At 66.8% G+C, this 15,446-nt stretch carries 16 protein-coding genes; 2 read left to right on the forward strand and 14 right to left on the reverse strand.

The window, feature by feature from the left end:
- Positions 1-42: 42 nt before the first annotated feature.
- Positions 43-936, forward strand: a complete 894-nt coding sequence (locus tag MHZ91_RS20655; protein WP_239215450.1) for a manganese catalase family protein — start codon at positions 43-45, stop codon at positions 934-936.
- Between the two features lie 61 nt (positions 937-997).
- On the opposite strand, the gene MHZ91_RS20660 is transcribed toward MHZ91_RS20655, so the two are convergent.
- The 12 genes from MHZ91_RS20660 to MHZ91_RS20715 all read right to left on the reverse strand — a co-directional run bounded on the left by MHZ91_RS20660 (position 998) and on the right by MHZ91_RS20715 (position 14,188).
- The gene (locus MHZ91_RS20660; RefSeq protein WP_175138654.1) at positions 998-1,237 is read right to left on the reverse strand and encodes a hypothetical protein; all 240 of its coding nucleotides are present in this window, start codon (positions 1,235-1,237) and stop codon (positions 998-1,000) included.
- 70 nt (positions 1,238-1,307) lie between these two features.
- Positions 1,308-2,330, reverse strand: coding sequence for a UDP-glucuronic acid decarboxylase family protein (locus MHZ91_RS20665; protein WP_239215452.1), 1,023 nt, complete (start codon positions 2,328-2,330; stop codon positions 1,308-1,310).
- Entirely contained in the window at positions 2,327-3,292 is a 966-nt protein-coding gene (locus tag MHZ91_RS20670; RefSeq protein ID WP_239215454.1) for a glycosyltransferase family 4 protein, read from the reverse strand. The genes MHZ91_RS20665 and MHZ91_RS20670 overlap by 4 nt, the downstream gene beginning before the upstream one ends.
- The gene (locus tag MHZ91_RS20675; RefSeq protein WP_239215456.1) at positions 3,289-4,353 is read right to left on the reverse strand and encodes a glycosyltransferase family 9 protein; all 1,065 of its coding nucleotides are present in this window, start codon (positions 4,351-4,353) and stop codon (positions 3,289-3,291) included. The genes MHZ91_RS20670 and MHZ91_RS20675 overlap by 4 nt, the downstream gene beginning before the upstream one ends.
- Positions 4,350-5,336, reverse strand: a complete 987-nt coding sequence (locus tag MHZ91_RS20680; RefSeq protein ID WP_239215458.1) for a glycosyltransferase family 2 protein — start codon at positions 5,334-5,336, stop codon at positions 4,350-4,352. Before MHZ91_RS20680 ends, MHZ91_RS20675 begins: the two co-directional genes overlap by 4 nt.
- Positions 5,333-7,072 (reverse strand): carbamoyltransferase C-terminal domain-containing protein, encoded by a 1,740-nt coding sequence (locus tag MHZ91_RS20685; RefSeq protein ID WP_239215460.1) that lies wholly within the window; start codon positions 7,070-7,072, stop codon positions 5,333-5,335. Before MHZ91_RS20685 ends, MHZ91_RS20680 begins: the two co-directional genes overlap by 4 nt.
- A complete protein-coding gene (locus MHZ91_RS20690) occupies positions 7,060-8,184 on the reverse strand; it encodes a glycosyltransferase family 9 protein (RefSeq protein ID WP_239215461.1) in 1,125 nt (374 codons plus the stop codon). Before MHZ91_RS20690 ends, MHZ91_RS20685 begins: the two co-directional genes overlap by 13 nt.
- Entirely contained in the window at positions 8,181-8,768 is a 588-nt protein-coding gene (locus tag MHZ91_RS20695; RefSeq protein ID WP_239215462.1) for an HAD-IIIA family hydrolase, read from the reverse strand. Before MHZ91_RS20695 ends, MHZ91_RS20690 begins: the two co-directional genes overlap by 4 nt.
- On the reverse strand, positions 8,759-9,487 hold the full coding sequence (locus tag MHZ91_RS20700; protein WP_218344438.1) for an SDR family oxidoreductase: 729 nt from the start codon (positions 9,485-9,487) through the stop codon (positions 8,759-8,761). The genes MHZ91_RS20695 and MHZ91_RS20700 overlap by 10 nt, the downstream gene beginning before the upstream one ends.
- A 12-nt stretch (positions 9,488-9,499) precedes the next feature.
- Positions 9,500-10,771, reverse strand: coding sequence for a glycosyltransferase family 1 protein (locus tag MHZ91_RS20705; protein WP_239215463.1), 1,272 nt, complete (start codon positions 10,769-10,771; stop codon positions 9,500-9,502).
- Between the two features lie 151 nt (positions 10,772-10,922).
- Positions 10,923-13,640: an ATP-binding cassette domain-containing protein gene (locus tag MHZ91_RS20710; RefSeq protein ID WP_239215464.1), complete on the reverse strand. Its 2,718-nt coding sequence runs from the start codon at positions 13,638-13,640 to the stop codon at positions 10,923-10,925.
- A 68-nt stretch (positions 13,641-13,708) separates the two neighbouring features.
- Positions 13,709-14,188, reverse strand: coding sequence for a hypothetical protein (locus MHZ91_RS20715; RefSeq protein ID WP_239215465.1), 480 nt, complete (start codon positions 14,186-14,188; stop codon positions 13,709-13,711).
- Between the two features lie 219 nt (positions 14,189-14,407).
- Between MHZ91_RS20715 and MHZ91_RS20720 the strand changes: the two genes are divergently transcribed.
- Complete coding sequence (locus MHZ91_RS20720) at positions 14,408-14,632, forward strand: hypothetical protein (protein ID WP_218344434.1); 225 nt, start codon at positions 14,408-14,410, stop codon at positions 14,630-14,632.
- A gap of 35 nt (positions 14,633-14,667) precedes the next feature.
- On the opposite strand, the gene MHZ91_RS20725 is transcribed toward MHZ91_RS20720, so the two are convergent.
- Positions 14,668-14,814, reverse strand: a complete 147-nt coding sequence (locus tag MHZ91_RS20725; protein ID WP_191579359.1) for a hypothetical protein — start codon at positions 14,812-14,814, stop codon at positions 14,668-14,670.
- 107 nt (positions 14,815-14,921) lie between these two features.
- A complete protein-coding gene (locus tag MHZ91_RS20730) occupies positions 14,922-15,428 on the reverse strand; it encodes a ferritin-like domain-containing protein (protein WP_218344433.1) in 507 nt (168 codons plus the stop codon).
- Positions 15,429-15,446: the final 18 nt, after the last annotated feature.

Raw genomic sequence — 15,446 nt, forward strand, 5'->3', positions numbered from 1 at the left:
CAACACGCATCCCGGTGGAGTGCCGGGTATCAGGAGAACGTTATGTTTGCACACAACAAGCGACTGCAATACACGGTACGTGTCAGCGAGACCAACCCTGGTCTTGCCAACCTGCTGCTGGAACAGTTTGGCGGCCCGCAGGGCGAACTGGCCGCGGCCTGTCGCTATTTCACGCAGGCGCTGGCCGAAGACGATCCGGGCCGCAAGGACATGCTGCTCGACATCGCCACGGAAGAACTGAGCCATCTGGAAGTCATCGGCACGCTCGTCGCCATGCTGAACAAGGGCGCCAAGGGCGTGCTGGCCGAAGCCACGGAATCCGAAGCCGAGATCTACCGGCGTCTGAACGGCCCCGGCAATGACTCGCACGTCACGCAGGTGCTGTATGGCGGCGGTCCCGCCCTGGTCAATTCCGGCGGCCAGCTCTGGACGGCCGGCTACATCGACACCATCGGCGATCCGTCCGCCGACCTGCGGTCGAACATCGCCGCGGAGGCGCGCGCCAAGATCATCTATGAGCGCCTCATCAATGCCACCGATGATCCCGGCGTCAAGGATGCCCTGGGCTTCCTGATGACCCGCGAAGTGTCGCACCAGCGCTCCTTCGAAAAGGCGTTGTATTCGATAGAGCCGAATTTCCCGCCCGGAAAGCTGCCCGGCGACCCGCGCTTTGCCTCGGTGTACTTCAACATGTCGCAGGGCGAAGGCGACACGCGCGGCCCGTGGAACAGCGACGCCAACTTCGAGTACATCTCGGACCGCGAAGAACAGGGCGCCATCGACGGCGACGGCATGCCCAATGTGAACCTGACTGAAGACGAAGTGCTGGCCCTGCAGGCCATGGCGGCCCGCACGGCGTCCGACCCGAGCAGCGACCCGGTGACGGGTACGGAGCTCGGTCAGGTGAATGCGGCCGACGAACTGAAGCAGCCGTAAGGCATCGCGCCGCAACCGGGCGCGACCCATGCCCGCCCCGCCCTTTCGGCCGGGCGGGTTTTCATTTCTTGCGGTCGGGCGGCTGACCCTCTCCGGACCGGTTGTCCACGGGCGGCGCATCCGGCGTGGCGCTGCCCGGGTCCCACACGTCCGCAGGGTCCATGCCCGGCGGAAACTGGCGCCCCGCGCCCGTGCGGTTCGGATCGGCCGGGCGGTCCGAGAGCGTGCGCTCACCGGTCGGGACCGGCTTGCGATCCGCGTCGGCGGGGTCGTCCTGATGAGAATGGGGCTTGGTGCTCATGGCGCATCTCCTTGAAGTGAGAAACGAGCGGGCCAGCAAGCCCTGTGCCGAGGCCGCGGCGGCCGAGCTTTCAGGGAAGCTGCTGCGCCACTGGCCAAGCTTGCAAGGGGGGCATCCGCCCCTCTCGCCGCGCCCGGTCCCGGTCAGCGCAGAAGTACGCCACCGTGCGCGCGATGCCATCGACCGGATGCACGCGGGGCGACCATCCCAGGCTGCGCTGCGCCAGCGAGATGTCCGGGCAGCGGTGGGTCGGATCATCCACCGGCAACGCGCGATGCACGACAGGCACGCGCGATCCGGTCAGCTCTCGCACCATGTCGGCCATTTCCAGCATCGTCAGTTCCACCGGGTTACCCAGATTCACGGGCGTGGCGACGTTGTCGGCGCTTTCCATCAGGCGCACCAGCCCGTCGATCAGGTCGTCCACGTAACAGAACGAGCGCGTCTGCGTCCCGTCCCCGTACACGGTGAGCGGCTGGCCGGCTAGCGCCTGCACGATGAAGTTGGACACGACCCGGCCGTCGTCCGGCGACATATGCGGACCATAGGTGTTGAAGATACGCGCGATCTTGACGACCACGCCTTCGTGATGGGCGTATTCCATGAATATCGTCTCGGCGCAGCGCTTGCCTTCGTCATAACAGGAGCGCGGGCCGACGGGATTGACGTGACCCCAGTATCCCTCGCACTGCGGATGCTCGAGCGGATCGCCGTAGACCTCGCTGGTGGATGCCTGCAACACGCGCGCACCGGTGCGCCGCGCCAGTTCCAGCAACTGCATCGCGCCCAGGACGCACGTGCGCAGCGTCTTCAACGGATCGGCCTGGTAATGCACGGGCGACGCGGGGCACGCCAGGTTGTAGATCCGGTCCACCTCCATGTCGCCCAGCGGGTCCACCACGTCATGCCGGATGACCGTGAAGCGCGGGTGCGACGCAAGCGCCGCAACGTTGCAGGCCCTGCCGGTCTGGAAGTTGTCCACGCAGACCACCTGCCAACCGTCGTTCAGCAGCCGCGCGCAGAGATTCGATCCGAGGAAGCCGGCACCGCCGGCCACCAGCGCGCGGCCGGTACGGGGAATTGCATCCATCATGCCGTCTCCATCAACGTCTCGAATACGTCCATCCAATCCGCCACGAACCGATCCATGCCGAATCGCTGCAGCGCCATTTCACGTCCGGCCGCGCCCCACGCGCGGGCAAGCTCCGGCTCGGCCAGCAGTTGGCGGCCCACGTCCACCAGCCGCTCCAGCCGATTGTCGACGTAGCCGTTCTCGCCGTTGCGAATCAGCACGGGCAGCTCCGTGCCGCCAAACCCCACGACGGGAACGCCGCAGAGCATGGCCTCGATCAGCGACAAGCCCAGGCTCGCGTAGCGGATGGGGCTGAAAAAGTATCGGTAGCGCGCCATGAACGCCGCCACCTCCATGTTGGGCACCTCGCCCAGCCCGCCCAGCTTCTCGGACTCCATGCCGATCAGATCCAGCGGCGTGCGCGCGCGAACATGCTCGAACACGTCGACCCCGATGCGCCGGCCGCGGCGGCCCAGATGGTTCACCACGGCAATGCCCTTCTCGAAGCTGCCGTCATAGGACACCGACGGCACGGGCACACCATGCTCCACCACGCGGCTGGGCATGTCCCCGCAATCCCACATCACGGCGTTGTACGGCGTGACGTGCACGATCATGCCCTTGTCGTGGCGGAACACATGGCGCGTTTCCGTGGGATGCGGCATGGGGGGATCGTGCTCCAGGTACGCGGACGGCAAGGCGCGCTGCGCGTCGCTGAGCAGCAGCCGCGCGTCCTCCAGATTCTGGCGGAACTGGTACAGCACGCAATCGAACTGCATGTCACGCAACGCGTAGGCGGACACCTGCATCAGACCCGGTCCCCAGGGGATGCGGCTGCCCAGCGCCCCGTAATGCGGCACGCGGCCCGGCAAGCCGGGCACGATGAAATCATGCGGCGTCTGGCTCAGCGCATACAGATAATTGCCATGGACGTGCCACGTCAGGATACGCAGGCGGCGCTGCGGGCGGGCGGCGGGCGTCATTGTCTTCCCCTTGCTAGCTGGCGGTTCACTTCGCGGAGCACCTGGGGAACCGTCACGGCCAATGCGCACGGGTGGCCAATGGGACAGTGCTCATGCGCGCAGGGCCGGCAAGGCGCATCGCCGGCAAGCACGACATGCAGATCGCGGTTGGTCGGCGCCCAGCGCCGCGCGTCGCTGCCGCTGGCGATGACGACGCTGGGCGCGCGCACGGCCGCCGCAATGTGCGAGATACCGGTGTCGTTGCAGAGCAGCAGCCGGCTCGCCTGCACCAGCGAGGCCAGGCCGCCCAGCGTGGTTTTGCCGCACAGGTCGGGCAGGTTGCGCCCCGACAGGCGCCGCACGTCGGCCGTGAGCGGCCGTTCCGCGGCGGTGCCGGTCAGCGCCACCTGCCAGCCCTGCAGCAAGAGCGCGGTGGCCATCCGCGCATAGCGCTCCAGTGGCCATCGCCGCGACGGCAGGCGCGCCCCGACATGCATCAGCACCAGGCGCGTTGGATCAAGCGAGTGCTCGCGCAGCAGATCGGCGGCGGCTTGCTGGTCGTCTTCCGAACAAGGGAACTCCAGCGCGTCGTCCTCCGCAGGCAGCCCCAGATGCCGCAGCAACGCCAGGTAGCGATGCGGCTCGGGAAGCTCGTCCGGCCAGGGCAGCCACTGTCCAGGAACGCCCTGATCGGCCTGCGCGACGAAGCCGCCGCACCGCCTGGCGCCCAGTTGTCCCACGATGGGATTGCTCTGCCCGCCGCTGCCGTGCATCTGCAGCGCCACATCAAACTGCGCGCCGCGCACGCGGGTGTAAAACCCAGGCAGTTCGTCTTCGCGGGCAGCCTGCTCGGGAAACGCTTCCACGCCCGGAAACTCGATCAGCTCGTCCACGTAGGCGCGAAAGCGGCTGACGAACTCCCGTGCGTTCGGCAGGCCGATCAGCGCAATGTGGGCCTCCGGAAACGCCTGGCGCAGCGCACGCAGCGCGGGCACTGCGCAGAGCATGTCACCCAGTTGCAACGCTCGGAAGACCGCGATGCTCGCGGGTGCGGGCGACGATGCAAGCAGCGGGGCGTTCATGCGGCGCTCCTGCCAAAGCGCAGCAGACCCACCGTGCGCCAGAAGATGGACAAGAGCGGGATGCCCACCGACGTGATCGCCAGATCGATCACATTGCGCGCCGTCCGGCTGGTTCCGCGCAGCCGCCGCATGAAAAAGTGCGCCGTCAACGCAGCCCAGACGCCCGCAGCCAGTATCGCTGCCGTCGAATGACCCGTGACGAAGAGGCCCACAGCCAGCACGAACGCGCCGGTCACGCTCAGGTAGAAGCGCGGGCCGTGGCGGCGGATGCGCTCCTGATACAGCGCGGGATACTTGCGCCGCAGCAGCATGTCGAACATGACCTTCTTCTGCATGCCCAGCCCCGCCGCGAAGCGCACGGGCCGCACCGGGTGCACCACCCGCGCGCGCTCGCACCGCGCAATACGAAACCCCGAGTCCAGCAACGCAAACTGCAAGTCGGAATCCTCGCGCCACGCCATCGTGTAGCGCGTGTCGAATCCGCCGACCGCCAGCAATGCCGAGCGCCGCACGAAGCAGTTCGCGGTAATGAACTCGGCGCGCGTCAGCCCCGACGCGTCGCGCTCGTAGTCGCTGGGCGGGTCGGGGATGGGCATTTCCGTGACCCCGGTCACCGCGGCCACATCCGGCGCGAACCCGCGCAATCCCTGCGCCAGCCAGTCCGGACGGGGAATGGTGTCGTCGTCCGTAAAGGCGATGATCTCGGCCTTGGCGCTGCGCCAGCCAAGGTTGCGCGCGCCGGAGGGGCCGCGGGTGGCGGTTACGGCCAGATAGCGCAGCGCGGGCGCACCCACGCGACCACGCGGAAACTCCTCGACCTGACGGCGCGTGGCCTCGCTGGCCGCATCGTCACACACCAGGATCTCGTAACGCGCGCGAAACTGCTGCCGAACCAACGCGTCCAGGCACCGCGCCAGCAGGTCGGGCCGCTTGTACGTCGGCACCACCACCGACACGGCGATCGTTTCTCCCGGGGCCGTCATCGCGGCTTCTCGACGAGGTAGGAGCCAATCACCAGCGCATCCAGGGGCGACGTCCAGAAGCACTCGATCGCATCGCGCGGCGTGCACACCACCGGTTCGCCCCGCGTGTTGAACGAGGTGTTGACCAGCACCGGCACCCCGGTCAGCTTCTCGAAGGCGGCCAGCAGGTCGTAGTAGCGTTCGTTCTGGTCGCGACGCACGGTCTGCACGCGCGCCGTCCCGTCAATGTGCCGCACAGCCGGGATCTGCCTGGCACGGTGCGGCAGCACGTCATAGACGAACAGCATGAACGGCGCGCAGATCGACGCCGCACCGCGGCCGTCAAACCACTGGGCCGCGCGCTCTTCCATCACCACGGGCGCCACCGGGCGGAAGTCTTCGCGGTCCTTCAGGCCGTTCAGGCGGGCCTGCATCGCGCTGTCGCGCGGCGACGCCAGGATCGAACGGGCGCCCAGCGCACGCGGGCCGAACTCCATGCGCCCCTGGAACCAGCCCAGCACTTTCTCATCGGCGAGCAGCGCCGCAGCCTCGCCGGCCACGTCGTCCAGCCGGCGATAAGTCAGATGCGATTTATCCAGGAAGCGTTCGATCTCGTCATCCGAGTACGACGGCCCCAGATACGCATGCTCCATCGTCCACGCGCGCTTGCCGCCGCGCCGGTGGTAGTCCACGTACAGCGCCGCGCCCAGCGACGTGCCCGCGTCGCCCGCGGCCGGCTGCACCCACACCTCGTCAAAGGGGCCATCCCGCGCTATGCGCGCATTCATTACGCAATTGAGCGCCACGCCGCCCGCCATGCACAGGCTCTTGGCGCCGGTCGTCTCGTACAGCCACTGCGCCATGTGCAGCGCAGTTTCTTCCAGCACGTATTGCAGCGAGCTGGCCACGTTCTTGTGGCGGTCCTCGAACGGCGCGCCGCGCCGCCTTGGCGGGCCGAATCGCTCGGTCAGGCGGGCCGGCTGCAACGAGTACCCGCCCTCTTCCTCCAGGCGAAGGATTTCTCGGAATTCCTTGCGGTACTCGGGCTTGCCGAACGAAGCCAGCGCCATCACCTTGTACTCGTCCGACGAATGCAGAAAGCCCAACCAGGTCGTGACCTCTTCGTACAGCAGGCCCAGCGAATGCGGCAGGTCGATCTGCTTGAGCCGCGCGTACTCGCCGCCCGAAAAGTGGCCGTAGCTGGTCGTCGAGCGCTCGCCGCGGCCATCCATGGTCAGCACCGCGCACTCCGCGCACGGCGCCGCCAGAAAGGCGCTGCTTTCGTGCGACAGGTGATGGTCCAGGTAGATCCAGCGGTCCATGATGTGCTGCAGCGTCAGATCGTCAAAGCGCGGCGACTTCAGGTGCAGCGGGGCCCCGTCAAGCAACTGGCGCGGCGCGTTCACCAGGTACGACAGAAACAGGGGATCCCACGGCGACGCGCCTTCTACGCCGGCGCCGGCGCGCGAGGGCTCCAGCGGCAGCACGATCTCCTGCGGCAGCGCCGCGCCGTTTGCCAGCAGCGACGGGTCATACGAGTACACGATGTGATCCACGTCGCGCAGCCGGATGCCCGCTTCCGACAGGCAGTAGTCAATCGCGTAGTACGGCAGTTGCCACGTCGTGAACGGGACCGGCCGCTTGCCGTGCTTGACGCGGGTGAAGCGCTCTTCCTCGGCCGCCGCCACCACCACGCCGTCGCGAACCAGCGTGGCGGAGCAGTCGTGATAAGCCGCATTGATGCCTAGCGTGAACATGAGATCTTCTCCTTGACGGCGCGCGGGCCCGTCTGAAACCTGCGGCTTCGCCCCAGCAATTCCCGGGCCGCAAACGCGACACGCTCGGGGCTGACGCCGGACAGGCACGCTTGGTGTCCCTCCGGACAAACGCTGCGGTAGCAGTATTTGCACGGCACATCGTTGTTGAGCACCCGAGCGTCGGTGCGCCAGGGCGTATGCTGCGGATTGGTCAAGGCGTACAGGTCCACGATCGGTGCGCCCACTGCCGCGGCGATATGCGCCGGGCCGCTGTTGTTGCAGATGACCACGGCCGCGCCCTCAAGCGCCGCGCCCAATTCGCCGAGGGTCAGGCCGTCGGACAGGTCGATCAGTCCGGGCAACAGACGCCGCCCGTTGGCCACCGCCGCAGACAGCGCCGGGTCCTCGTGTCCGCCCAGCAGCAGAATGCGGCGGCCATCGCCGCGCAGGTCGATCAGCGCCTGGACCATCAGTTCGGGCGGATAGCGGCGCGACGATGCGGTGGCGCCCGCGTGGACGCAGATCCAGCCATCGGTTTCGGTCACACCCGCGTGGTGCAGCTTTTCACGCAGCGACGCGCGGTCGGCGTCGCGCACCCGGAACGACAGCCCGTCATGGTCAGTGCGCGCGCCCACGGTGGCCACCAGTTCAAGCTGGCGCTGCACCTCGTGGCGGATGCCGTCCTGCGGCTCGACCTCGCGCACCCAGTCGGTGATGAGCCGGTATGGGTTTTCGCGGCAATGCGCCAGCACGCGCGGCACGCCCGCCAGATGGCACAGCAGCGCCGCCGGCAGCGGACTCTGGCTGAAGGTCGTGAAGATCACGGCCGCGTCCGGCCGCAGCGCGCGCAACCGGCCGATGGCGTCGACGTCTTGATCCCGCCCCTGCGATGCGTTCTTCACCCACGCGGCGTCGTACGCCATGACGGTGTCCACCTCCGGCATGAAGGGCGCGAGGCGCGCGCCCGACGGCGACGTCAGCAGCGTGATCCGGTGCGCGCCCGCTTGCCGCAGCGCACGCATCGCCGGCGTGCACATCAGCACGTCGCCCATGTTGTCCAGCCGGATGCAGAGCACGTGCGCGTCACGCGGCCACGCCGGATCGGAATTCATGATTGCGCTCCCGGCCTCAGCGTCGCGCCGGCCGTGACGATCTGCGCCGCTGCGTCGAGGTCCGGGGCGCGGCAGGTCGGCTCGCGGTGCGGGCCGGTGCGCCATTCGGTTTCATTGCCCACGTCCAGCAGGATGGTGCGGCAGCCGGCGCGATTGCCGGCCTCCACATCGTCCAGGATGTCGCCGATGAACCAGGACGCGGGCAGATCCAGTTCCAATTCCTGTGCAGCCCGCAGCAGCAGCCCGGGCTGAGGCTTGCGGCAGTCGCACGCAATCGCATAGGCCTCGACCACGCCCTCGGGATGGTGAGGACACCAGTAGAAGCCGTCCAGATGCGCGCCAGCTGCATGAAACATGGCGGCAAGCTTGACGCTGACGGCGTTGAGCGCGTCGGCGGCGAACAGCCCGCGCGCGACGCCCGGCTGGTTGCTGATCACCACCAGACTCAGGTCCGTCTGCGCCAGCCGCGACAGCCCGGCCAGCGCCATCGGCGCGTAAGCCATGCGCTCGGGCTCGACGTTATAGGGCACGTCCGCCAGGACGGTCCCGTCTTTGTCGAGGAACACGGCCGGCCTTAAGGCCATGACGTTTCCTTCATCGGCAGCACCATGACTTCCGGCACCACGGTTTCCGGCGGTTGGGTCAGCACAAAGCGCACCGCGCGCGCGACGTTGGCCGGGTCCTGCAGCGTGCCCGTGTCGATATCCGGAAACCGATCCAGCAGAAACGGCGTGCGCATGCCGCCCGCGATGACCGCGCTGACCTTGATGCCCATGCCGCGCAGTTCGGCGTGCAACGCATGCGACAAGCCCATCAGCCCCCACTTGCTGGCATGGTAGGCACTGGCATTGGGCCAGGCGCGCCGCGCCGCGGTGGACGCCACGTTGACGATATGACCGCCGGGGCTTAGCCGGTTCTTGCCCAGCTTCGCCATCAAGAATGGCCCCGTGAGATTGGTGCGCAGCACGCGCTCCCAGACATCCGCGTCGAGCTGATCGATGGGCGCCGTCACATCGACGCCCGCGCTGTTCACGATGGCGTCCAGCTTGCCGAATTGCCGCACGACGGCGTCCATGCACTCGGCCACGTCAGCCGCCACGCCGACGTCCATGACGCAGGCCATGACGTCGGCGCCGCCTTCCTTGAGCTTGCTTGCGACCGAGTGCGCGCGCTGCTCGTCGATATCACTGACCGCGACGCGCGCGCCTTCCGCTGCAAGCTGCTCGCAAAGCGCCGCCCCCAGCCCGCTGCCGCCGCCGGTCACAAGGATTACCCGCCCGTCCAGGCTCTCGAATTCGTGCATGGTTCCGCTCCTTTAAGCCGCGATGCGCGCGGCGATCCGATCTTCCCGAGGCGCATCGGCCACCATGCGTCCATAGACGGACAGCAGGTCCTGACCCACGCGCTTCCACGTATAGAGGCGACGCGCGCGCATGCGCCCCGCCTCGCCCATCCGTTCGCACAACGTTCGATCCGCCGCCAGTTCGGCGAGTCTGTCCGCCAGGCTGTCGGGATCCTTGGGCGGCACGAGAAACCCTGTTTTTCCATGCACGACGGTGCTGCGGATTCCGCCGGTGTCCGCGCCGATCACGGGCCTTCCGCAGGCCATGGCCTCGACCGGTGTGATGCCGAACGGCTCATACCAGGGTGTCGTCACGAACACGTCGCTGGCGCAGTAGTAGGCGCCCAACGCCTCACGTCCACGCCGCCCCGCGAATTCGACCCACTCGGCCACGCCCTCCTGCTCGGCAACGGCCTGCAGGCGGCCGATCTCCGGCGTGGCCTGCACGTTCGCGTCCTCGGTATTGCCGCCCACCACGCACAACCGTGCTTCGACGCCATGCCGCTGGCGCAAGCGCGCCAGCGCCCGGATGACGTTGTCGACGCCTTTGCGCGGCACCATGCGACCAAGCTGCAGCACGGTGAACACGTCGTCGTTCCACCCCAGCGCCCGCCGCGCCGCCGCCATCGGCTGCGGCGTCATTTCGGCAGCGTCATAGCCGCAAGGCACGATGTCGATACGGCGCGGATCCGCGCCATACAGTTCGATGAGGTCGCGCCGATCCTGCGGGCATTCCGCGATGAGGCGATCCGCGCGCCGCGCGATGTCGTCTTCAATCTCGAAGCGTGAATCCGGGAACAGGTCTGCGCCCTGCTGATACTGCCTGCGCACCTTGCCCAGCGCGTGGAACGTCACGGCAAGCGGCACGCCATGGTGTTGCGAGACCGGCAGGGCCGCCATGGCCGACATGAAGAAATTCGCGTGAATGACGTCATAGCCCGTCCGCTGCCGGCTGAAGTGACGCATCAGGTAGGCAGAGAATTCATCCATGTACGGAAGCATCTGTTCCTTCGGAAGAAAGCTCGCGGGTCCCGCAGGAACGTGGATTACCTTGACGCCGCGCAACCACCGAAACTCGGCTTCCAGCGCCGCGTTGTCCCTGCGCGTAAAGACATCGACCTCCATGCCGGCGCGGGCAAGCTCGCGCGCCACATGCGCGACATACACGTTCTGTCCGCCGCTATCCACGCTGCCCGCCAGCGCCAGTGGCGAGGCGTGTTCGCTGATGATGGCAATCTTCTTCATGAGGGCAACTCCGTTCGTCGAGCGGGTGCCCGGCATACACATCGTCGAGAGCAAGTGGTGTGCCGAGACGCTGCTACCAGAACGCGTGCGGAACAGCGGTTCTATCCGGCACTTCTTACAAGCACGCGTAAGAACTGCCGAGGACGCGCTGTCAACTGGTCTCGCGCCGGGTTTGCACACGCGTGGCGGGCAACAACGCACCGACTGTTGCCAGCAGTTCGTTCGGATCGACAGGCTTGGACAAGTGCACCTGAAAGCCGGCCAGCAGCGTGCGCAGGCGGTACTCCTGGCTGACATGGCCCGACAGTGCAATGGCGGGCAATCGATGCGACAGCGCCGCACCACGCTCCGCTTCCATCGCACGCACACGCGCCACGACTTCGTAGCCGTCCACGTCCCCCAGCGACAGATCGCAGATCAGCACCTGCGGCCATTGCGCCGCCGGCGCGGACGCGAACGCGGCGATCGCCTTGCCCCCGTCCCCAAACTCGGTCACCTGCGCGCCGTTTTCCTTCAGGATTTCGGCGACCATTTCGCGCGCCTCGGCCTGGTCGTCCACCAGCATGACGTGCGCGCCCGTCAGGTTCGGCAAGTCCACATCCACCCGCAGCGGCGTGGGCTCGACGGCGCGAACCGGGAAGTCGACGCAATAACAAAGGCCGCCCGAAGGCGCGGCCAGGCTGTGAAACGCGCCCCCCTGCCGCTGCGCGCGCACGGCAAGTTCTGCAGGATCCAGCGCGGCCGCCACGCGCAGCCCGTCGGTCGGATTCACCAGGGGGGCATCATCTGCAATCGCCGGATCGGCCTCGTGTTCCGTGCGGCCGTCGGTGACGGCAAGGCGTGCCAACGGCCCCTCGCGGCGCAGGCTGATCTCGATGCGCCCGCCCGGCGGCGTGACGGCAATCGCATGCAGGCACAAGTCCCACACCAACTGCTGCAACGCGCTGGGATCGCCCGTGATGCGCGCGGCCTCGTTGCCGATCAGCGTGTACACGTTCACACCCTTCTCCTGCGCCAGTTCGCGCGATCCGTCCAGCACACCCGCCACTACCGCCACCAGGTTGACCGGCTGCCGCGTGTCTCGGCCCATCGCTTCTTCCAGAGCCGATTGCTGGCGCTGCAACGTCCACATCTGCGCGTAGATGCCCTGCAACTTGAGCAGGTCTTCGTGGCGGCCCTGCTCGACCACCCTGCCGCGGTCAAGCACGATGATGTTGTCCGCATGCACGATGGTGGATAACCGGTGCGCAATGATCAGTGTCGTGCGGCCCCGCGACAGCCGCTCCAGTTCCGCCTGGATCGCGCGCTCGGTGCGCGTATCCAGCGCCGAGGTCGCCTCGTCGAACACCATGATCGTCGGATCCTTCAGGATCGCGCGCGCGATGCCCACGCGTTGGCGCTCGCCCCCCGAGAGCTTCACGCCGCGTTCGCCCACCGGCGTGTCATAGCCGCCGGGCAGGCTCTCGATGAACTCGTGGATGCGCGCGCCCCGCGCCGCCTGGACGATCTGATCGCGCGTGGCCTCGGGCCGGCTGTAGGCGATGTTGTAGGCGATGGTCTCGTTGAACAACATCGTGTCCTGCGGCACGATGCCCACCGATCGCCGCACGCTGCGCACGTTGACCGCACGCAGGTCCTGACCATTGATCAGCACCCGCCCCGCGTCGGGGTCATAGAAGCGCAATAGCAGCCGGCCCAGCGTTGACTTACCCGAGCCGCTGCCGCCCACCACGGCCAGCGTCGTGCCGGCCGGCACCGTCAGATCGACACCCCACAGAATCTGCCGTCCCGGTTCATAGCCGAAGTCCACGCCTTCAAAGCGCACCTCGCCCGGACCCGCTTGCAGCGAAGGCAGATTGTCGTCGTCCCCTGTTTCTGCCGGATAGCGCAACAGGTCGCAGACGCGCTCGGCATTGACGAACGCTTCCTTGGCCTGCCGAAAGATGAGACCCAGCGTATTCAGGGGCAGACAGATCTGAATGATGTAGGCGTTGACCAGCACCAGATCACCCACGGTCATCTCGCGCCCCACGACCTGTTGCCCGGCAAGCAGCATCACAGACGCCACGCCGCACGCGATGATGCCGCTCTGCCCCACATGCAGGCGCGACAGCGAGCGCTGGTTGCGTTCGCCGACACGTGTCCATTCGTTCAGCACGCGTGACAGCCGGTCTGCCTCCAACCCTTCGTTGGCGTTGAGCTTGACGGCTTCGTAATTGAGCAGACTGTCGACCATCTGCCCGCTGGCGCGCGAATCCAGTTCGTTTAGCCGCCGCTGATACGCGACACGTTTGCGCACGAGGACCGTCGTGTAGGAAAAGTAGGCAATAAAGGTGACGATCACGATCAGCGCGAACCAGACGCTGTAGCCCATCACCAGGATCAGCACCACCGATACGATTTCCACCAGCGTTGGCAGCAAGGTGAAGAGCGCGGTGCCCATCAAGAATCCCACGCCGGCCGTGCCACGCTCCACGTCGCGCGCCAGCGCGCCGGTAGGCCGGCCGCCGTGGAACCGGGCGCCCAGCTGCTGCAGCCGCGAGAACACGCTGACGGTGAAGTCGGCGACGGTGCGCAGGGCCACGCGCGCAAACACCACGTCGCGCAGTTCAGTGAACACCCCGCCGCCAAACCGCATGAGCGCGTAACCCAGCAGCAGGAACACCGGCAGCACCAGCGGGCCCGGCGCGCTGAACAGGTCGACGATGGCCTTCAGGACCGCCGGCACCGCCACCATCAACAGCTTGGCCGCAACCAGCAGCGCAATGGCGGCCGCAGTGCGGCCGCGGTATTTCCATAGTGCCCGCAGTATGGTCCGATTGACCTCCTTGCGGGAAAAATCACTGGTGCTGGTGTCCGGCTCGCTCATGGTGCACGCCCTCCTGCGAAGCCCGGCAGGCCAGCAATTGGCGTACCGGGCAGCCGGCCATGCCGACGTCAGCGCGCCCGCAACCTGTCGCGGCGTCCCTGCACCACCGCCTTGAACAGCGATGCCACGGCGGCGGCGAATGCTTCATCGAACCAGGGGTTGGCGCCGCTGACCGCGACGACGATTCCGTCCAGGCACACGCTCCCCCAGACCTGGCTGTCCTTCGCCTGCAGCAGATGGGGTTTGAGCGCCATGACTTCATGCGTGGCCAGGCCAGTGCGCCAGCTCACGCGCGCCTTGCCGCGCGCATAGGCGCCATAGTCCGCATCCCAGCCCGCGGGATCGCCGATGCTTTCTTCGTACAGGATCGCGTCCGCGAATTCGCAACTGCCCGGCTGCGCAAGCGGATTCATGACCACCACATGCAGAAAGCCGCTTTCACCGACGCTGGTGTTGGACAGTGCGGCGTCCAGCATCGGGCGCGCGAGCTGCACGGCCTCTTGCGCGGCATCGCGCTCCCAATAGGCGGGCAAAGGGGTAGCTGGCATTGGGACTTCCTCCTGGTTGATGCGGCTAATGGACTCGAGCGGGGCGCACGCAGCAAACTGCATACCTGCACAAATCGCCGCTCCAGGCTCCGCGAGACCGGGCGGCACTTCGGAACGCCGCTTGCTGCATCGCGCACGTCAACGGCGGATGCTGCGATGCGTATTGACCACGCCCAGCCCGCATGCACCAATACCCCGAACGGTGAATAGGAGGCTCACATGGCGAACCCAGCATACAAGCGTGTCATGGAGGTGGTGGCAGCCGCCGCCGATGGCAGCACTTACCGAATCGACAGATACTGCTCGCAGCCCCAAGGCGACGCAAAGGCCAATTTCTATTGCTGCCTACCCGACGGCCAGTTAGTCACCTGGGAGGGCGATGGACACTACAAACTGCCCGACGGCACGGTCGTCACGATGGTGGCATCGCGACTCTGCCAATAGCGTGCGGCGCAAGCGCGCCTGATGCAAACTCGCGGCTACATCCCGCGGATCAACAGACCCACGATGAACAGCACGGCCACGGCGCCAATCCAGACGGCCAGCATCAGCCAGGGTCCCCGGCCAGTCTTGGCGCCGCGCCGCGCCGGGCGGGCGCGGGTGGAAGTATCGTCAACAGGTTTCATGATGCGCTCCCGAATATTCGCGCCCGACCGGTGACGCGATGACGGCCCTGCACCGCAAAGGGCACAGGGCCGCACAAGCATCGCTACCGGCTTCATGCAGGTTGCAATTACTTTGCCTTGCCTGCCTTGGCCGCGTCAGCGTTGGTCTGCTGCAGCGCCAGCATGCTGAGCTTCTCGTCGGTGGCCTTTTCTTCAGCCAACGTTTCCTTCAACAGCGTCAGCGCCTCGGTCTCGCCCAGTTGCTTGGCGAAGGTGCAAAGCGTGCCGTAGCTGGCGATCTCGTAATGCTCGACCTTCTGCGCCGCGGCGATGAGCGCAGCATCGCGCACCGGACCTTCTTCGACGTCTTCAATGACGTCCTTGCCTTCTTCCACCAGACCTTCCATGGCGGCGCATTTGATGCGCTTCAGGCGGAAGTCCGCACCTTCAACGATCTTGTCGATGCGTTCGATCTGCCCGCGCGTCTCTTCAAGATGCGCGGTAAAGGCCTCCGCCAAGGCGGGGTCAGTGGCGGCGCGGGCCATCTTCGGCAGCGCGCGGGTCAATTGCTTTTCGGCGCTGTAGACATCCGACAGCTCGTGAATAAACAGTTCCTTCAAAGTCTTCTGGCTCATGATCACTCCTGTATGCGG

It is taken from the genome of Achromobacter sp. ACRQX (genome assembly GCF_022346505.1).
Taxonomy (GTDB): Bacteria; Pseudomonadota; Gammaproteobacteria; order Burkholderiales; family Burkholderiaceae_B; genus Achromobacter; species Achromobacter animicus.

Bases quoted from the DNA above. Each gene is read 5' to 3' on its own strand.
- MHZ91_RS20655 (WP_239215450.1), top strand. From the start codon at position 43: ATGTTTGCACACAACAAGCGACTGCAATACACGGTACGTGTCAGCGAG.
- MHZ91_RS20660 (WP_175138654.1), bottom strand. From the start codon at position 1,237: ATGAGCACCAAGCCCCATTCTCATCAGGACGACCCCGCCGACGCGGAT.
- MHZ91_RS20665 (WP_239215452.1), bottom strand. From the start codon at position 2,330: ATGATGGATGCAATTCCCCGTACCGGCCGCGCGCTGGTGGCCGGCGGT.
- MHZ91_RS20670 (WP_239215454.1), bottom strand. From the start codon at position 3,292: ATGACGCCCGCCGCCCGCCCGCAGCGCCGCCTGCGTATCCTGACGTGG.
- MHZ91_RS20675 (WP_239215456.1), bottom strand. From the start codon at position 4,353: ATGAACGCCCCGCTGCTTGCATCGTCGCCCGCACCCGCGAGCATCGCG.
- MHZ91_RS20680 (WP_239215458.1), bottom strand. From the start codon at position 5,336: ATGACGGCCCCGGGAGAAACGATCGCCGTGTCGGTGGTGGTGCCGACG.
- MHZ91_RS20685 (WP_239215460.1), bottom strand. From the start codon at position 7,072: ATGTTCACGCTAGGCATCAATGCGGCTTATCACGACTGCTCCGCCACG.
- MHZ91_RS20690 (WP_239215461.1), bottom strand. From the start codon at position 8,184: ATGAATTCCGATCCGGCGTGGCCGCGTGACGCGCACGTGCTCTGCATC.
- MHZ91_RS20695 (WP_239215462.1), bottom strand. From the start codon at position 8,768: ATGGCCTTAAGGCCGGCCGTGTTCCTCGACAAAGACGGGACCGTCCTG.
- MHZ91_RS20700 (WP_218344438.1), bottom strand. From the start codon at position 9,487: ATGCACGAATTCGAGAGCCTGGACGGGCGGGTAATCCTTGTGACCGGC.
- MHZ91_RS20705 (WP_239215463.1), bottom strand. From the start codon at position 10,771: ATGAAGAAGATTGCCATCATCAGCGAACACGCCTCGCCACTGGCGCTG.
- MHZ91_RS20710 (WP_239215464.1), bottom strand. From the start codon at position 13,640: ATGAGCGAGCCGGACACCAGCACCAGTGATTTTTCCCGCAAGGAGGTC.
- MHZ91_RS20715 (WP_239215465.1), bottom strand. From the start codon at position 14,188: ATGCCAGCTACCCCTTTGCCCGCCTATTGGGAGCGCGATGCCGCGCAA.
- MHZ91_RS20720 (WP_218344434.1), top strand. From the start codon at position 14,408: ATGGCGAACCCAGCATACAAGCGTGTCATGGAGGTGGTGGCAGCCGCC.
- MHZ91_RS20725 (WP_191579359.1), bottom strand. From the start codon at position 14,814: ATGAAACCTGTTGACGATACTTCCACCCGCGCCCGCCCGGCGCGGCGC.
- MHZ91_RS20730 (WP_218344433.1), bottom strand. From the start codon at position 15,428: ATGAGCCAGAAGACTTTGAAGGAACTGTTTATTCACGAGCTGTCGGAT.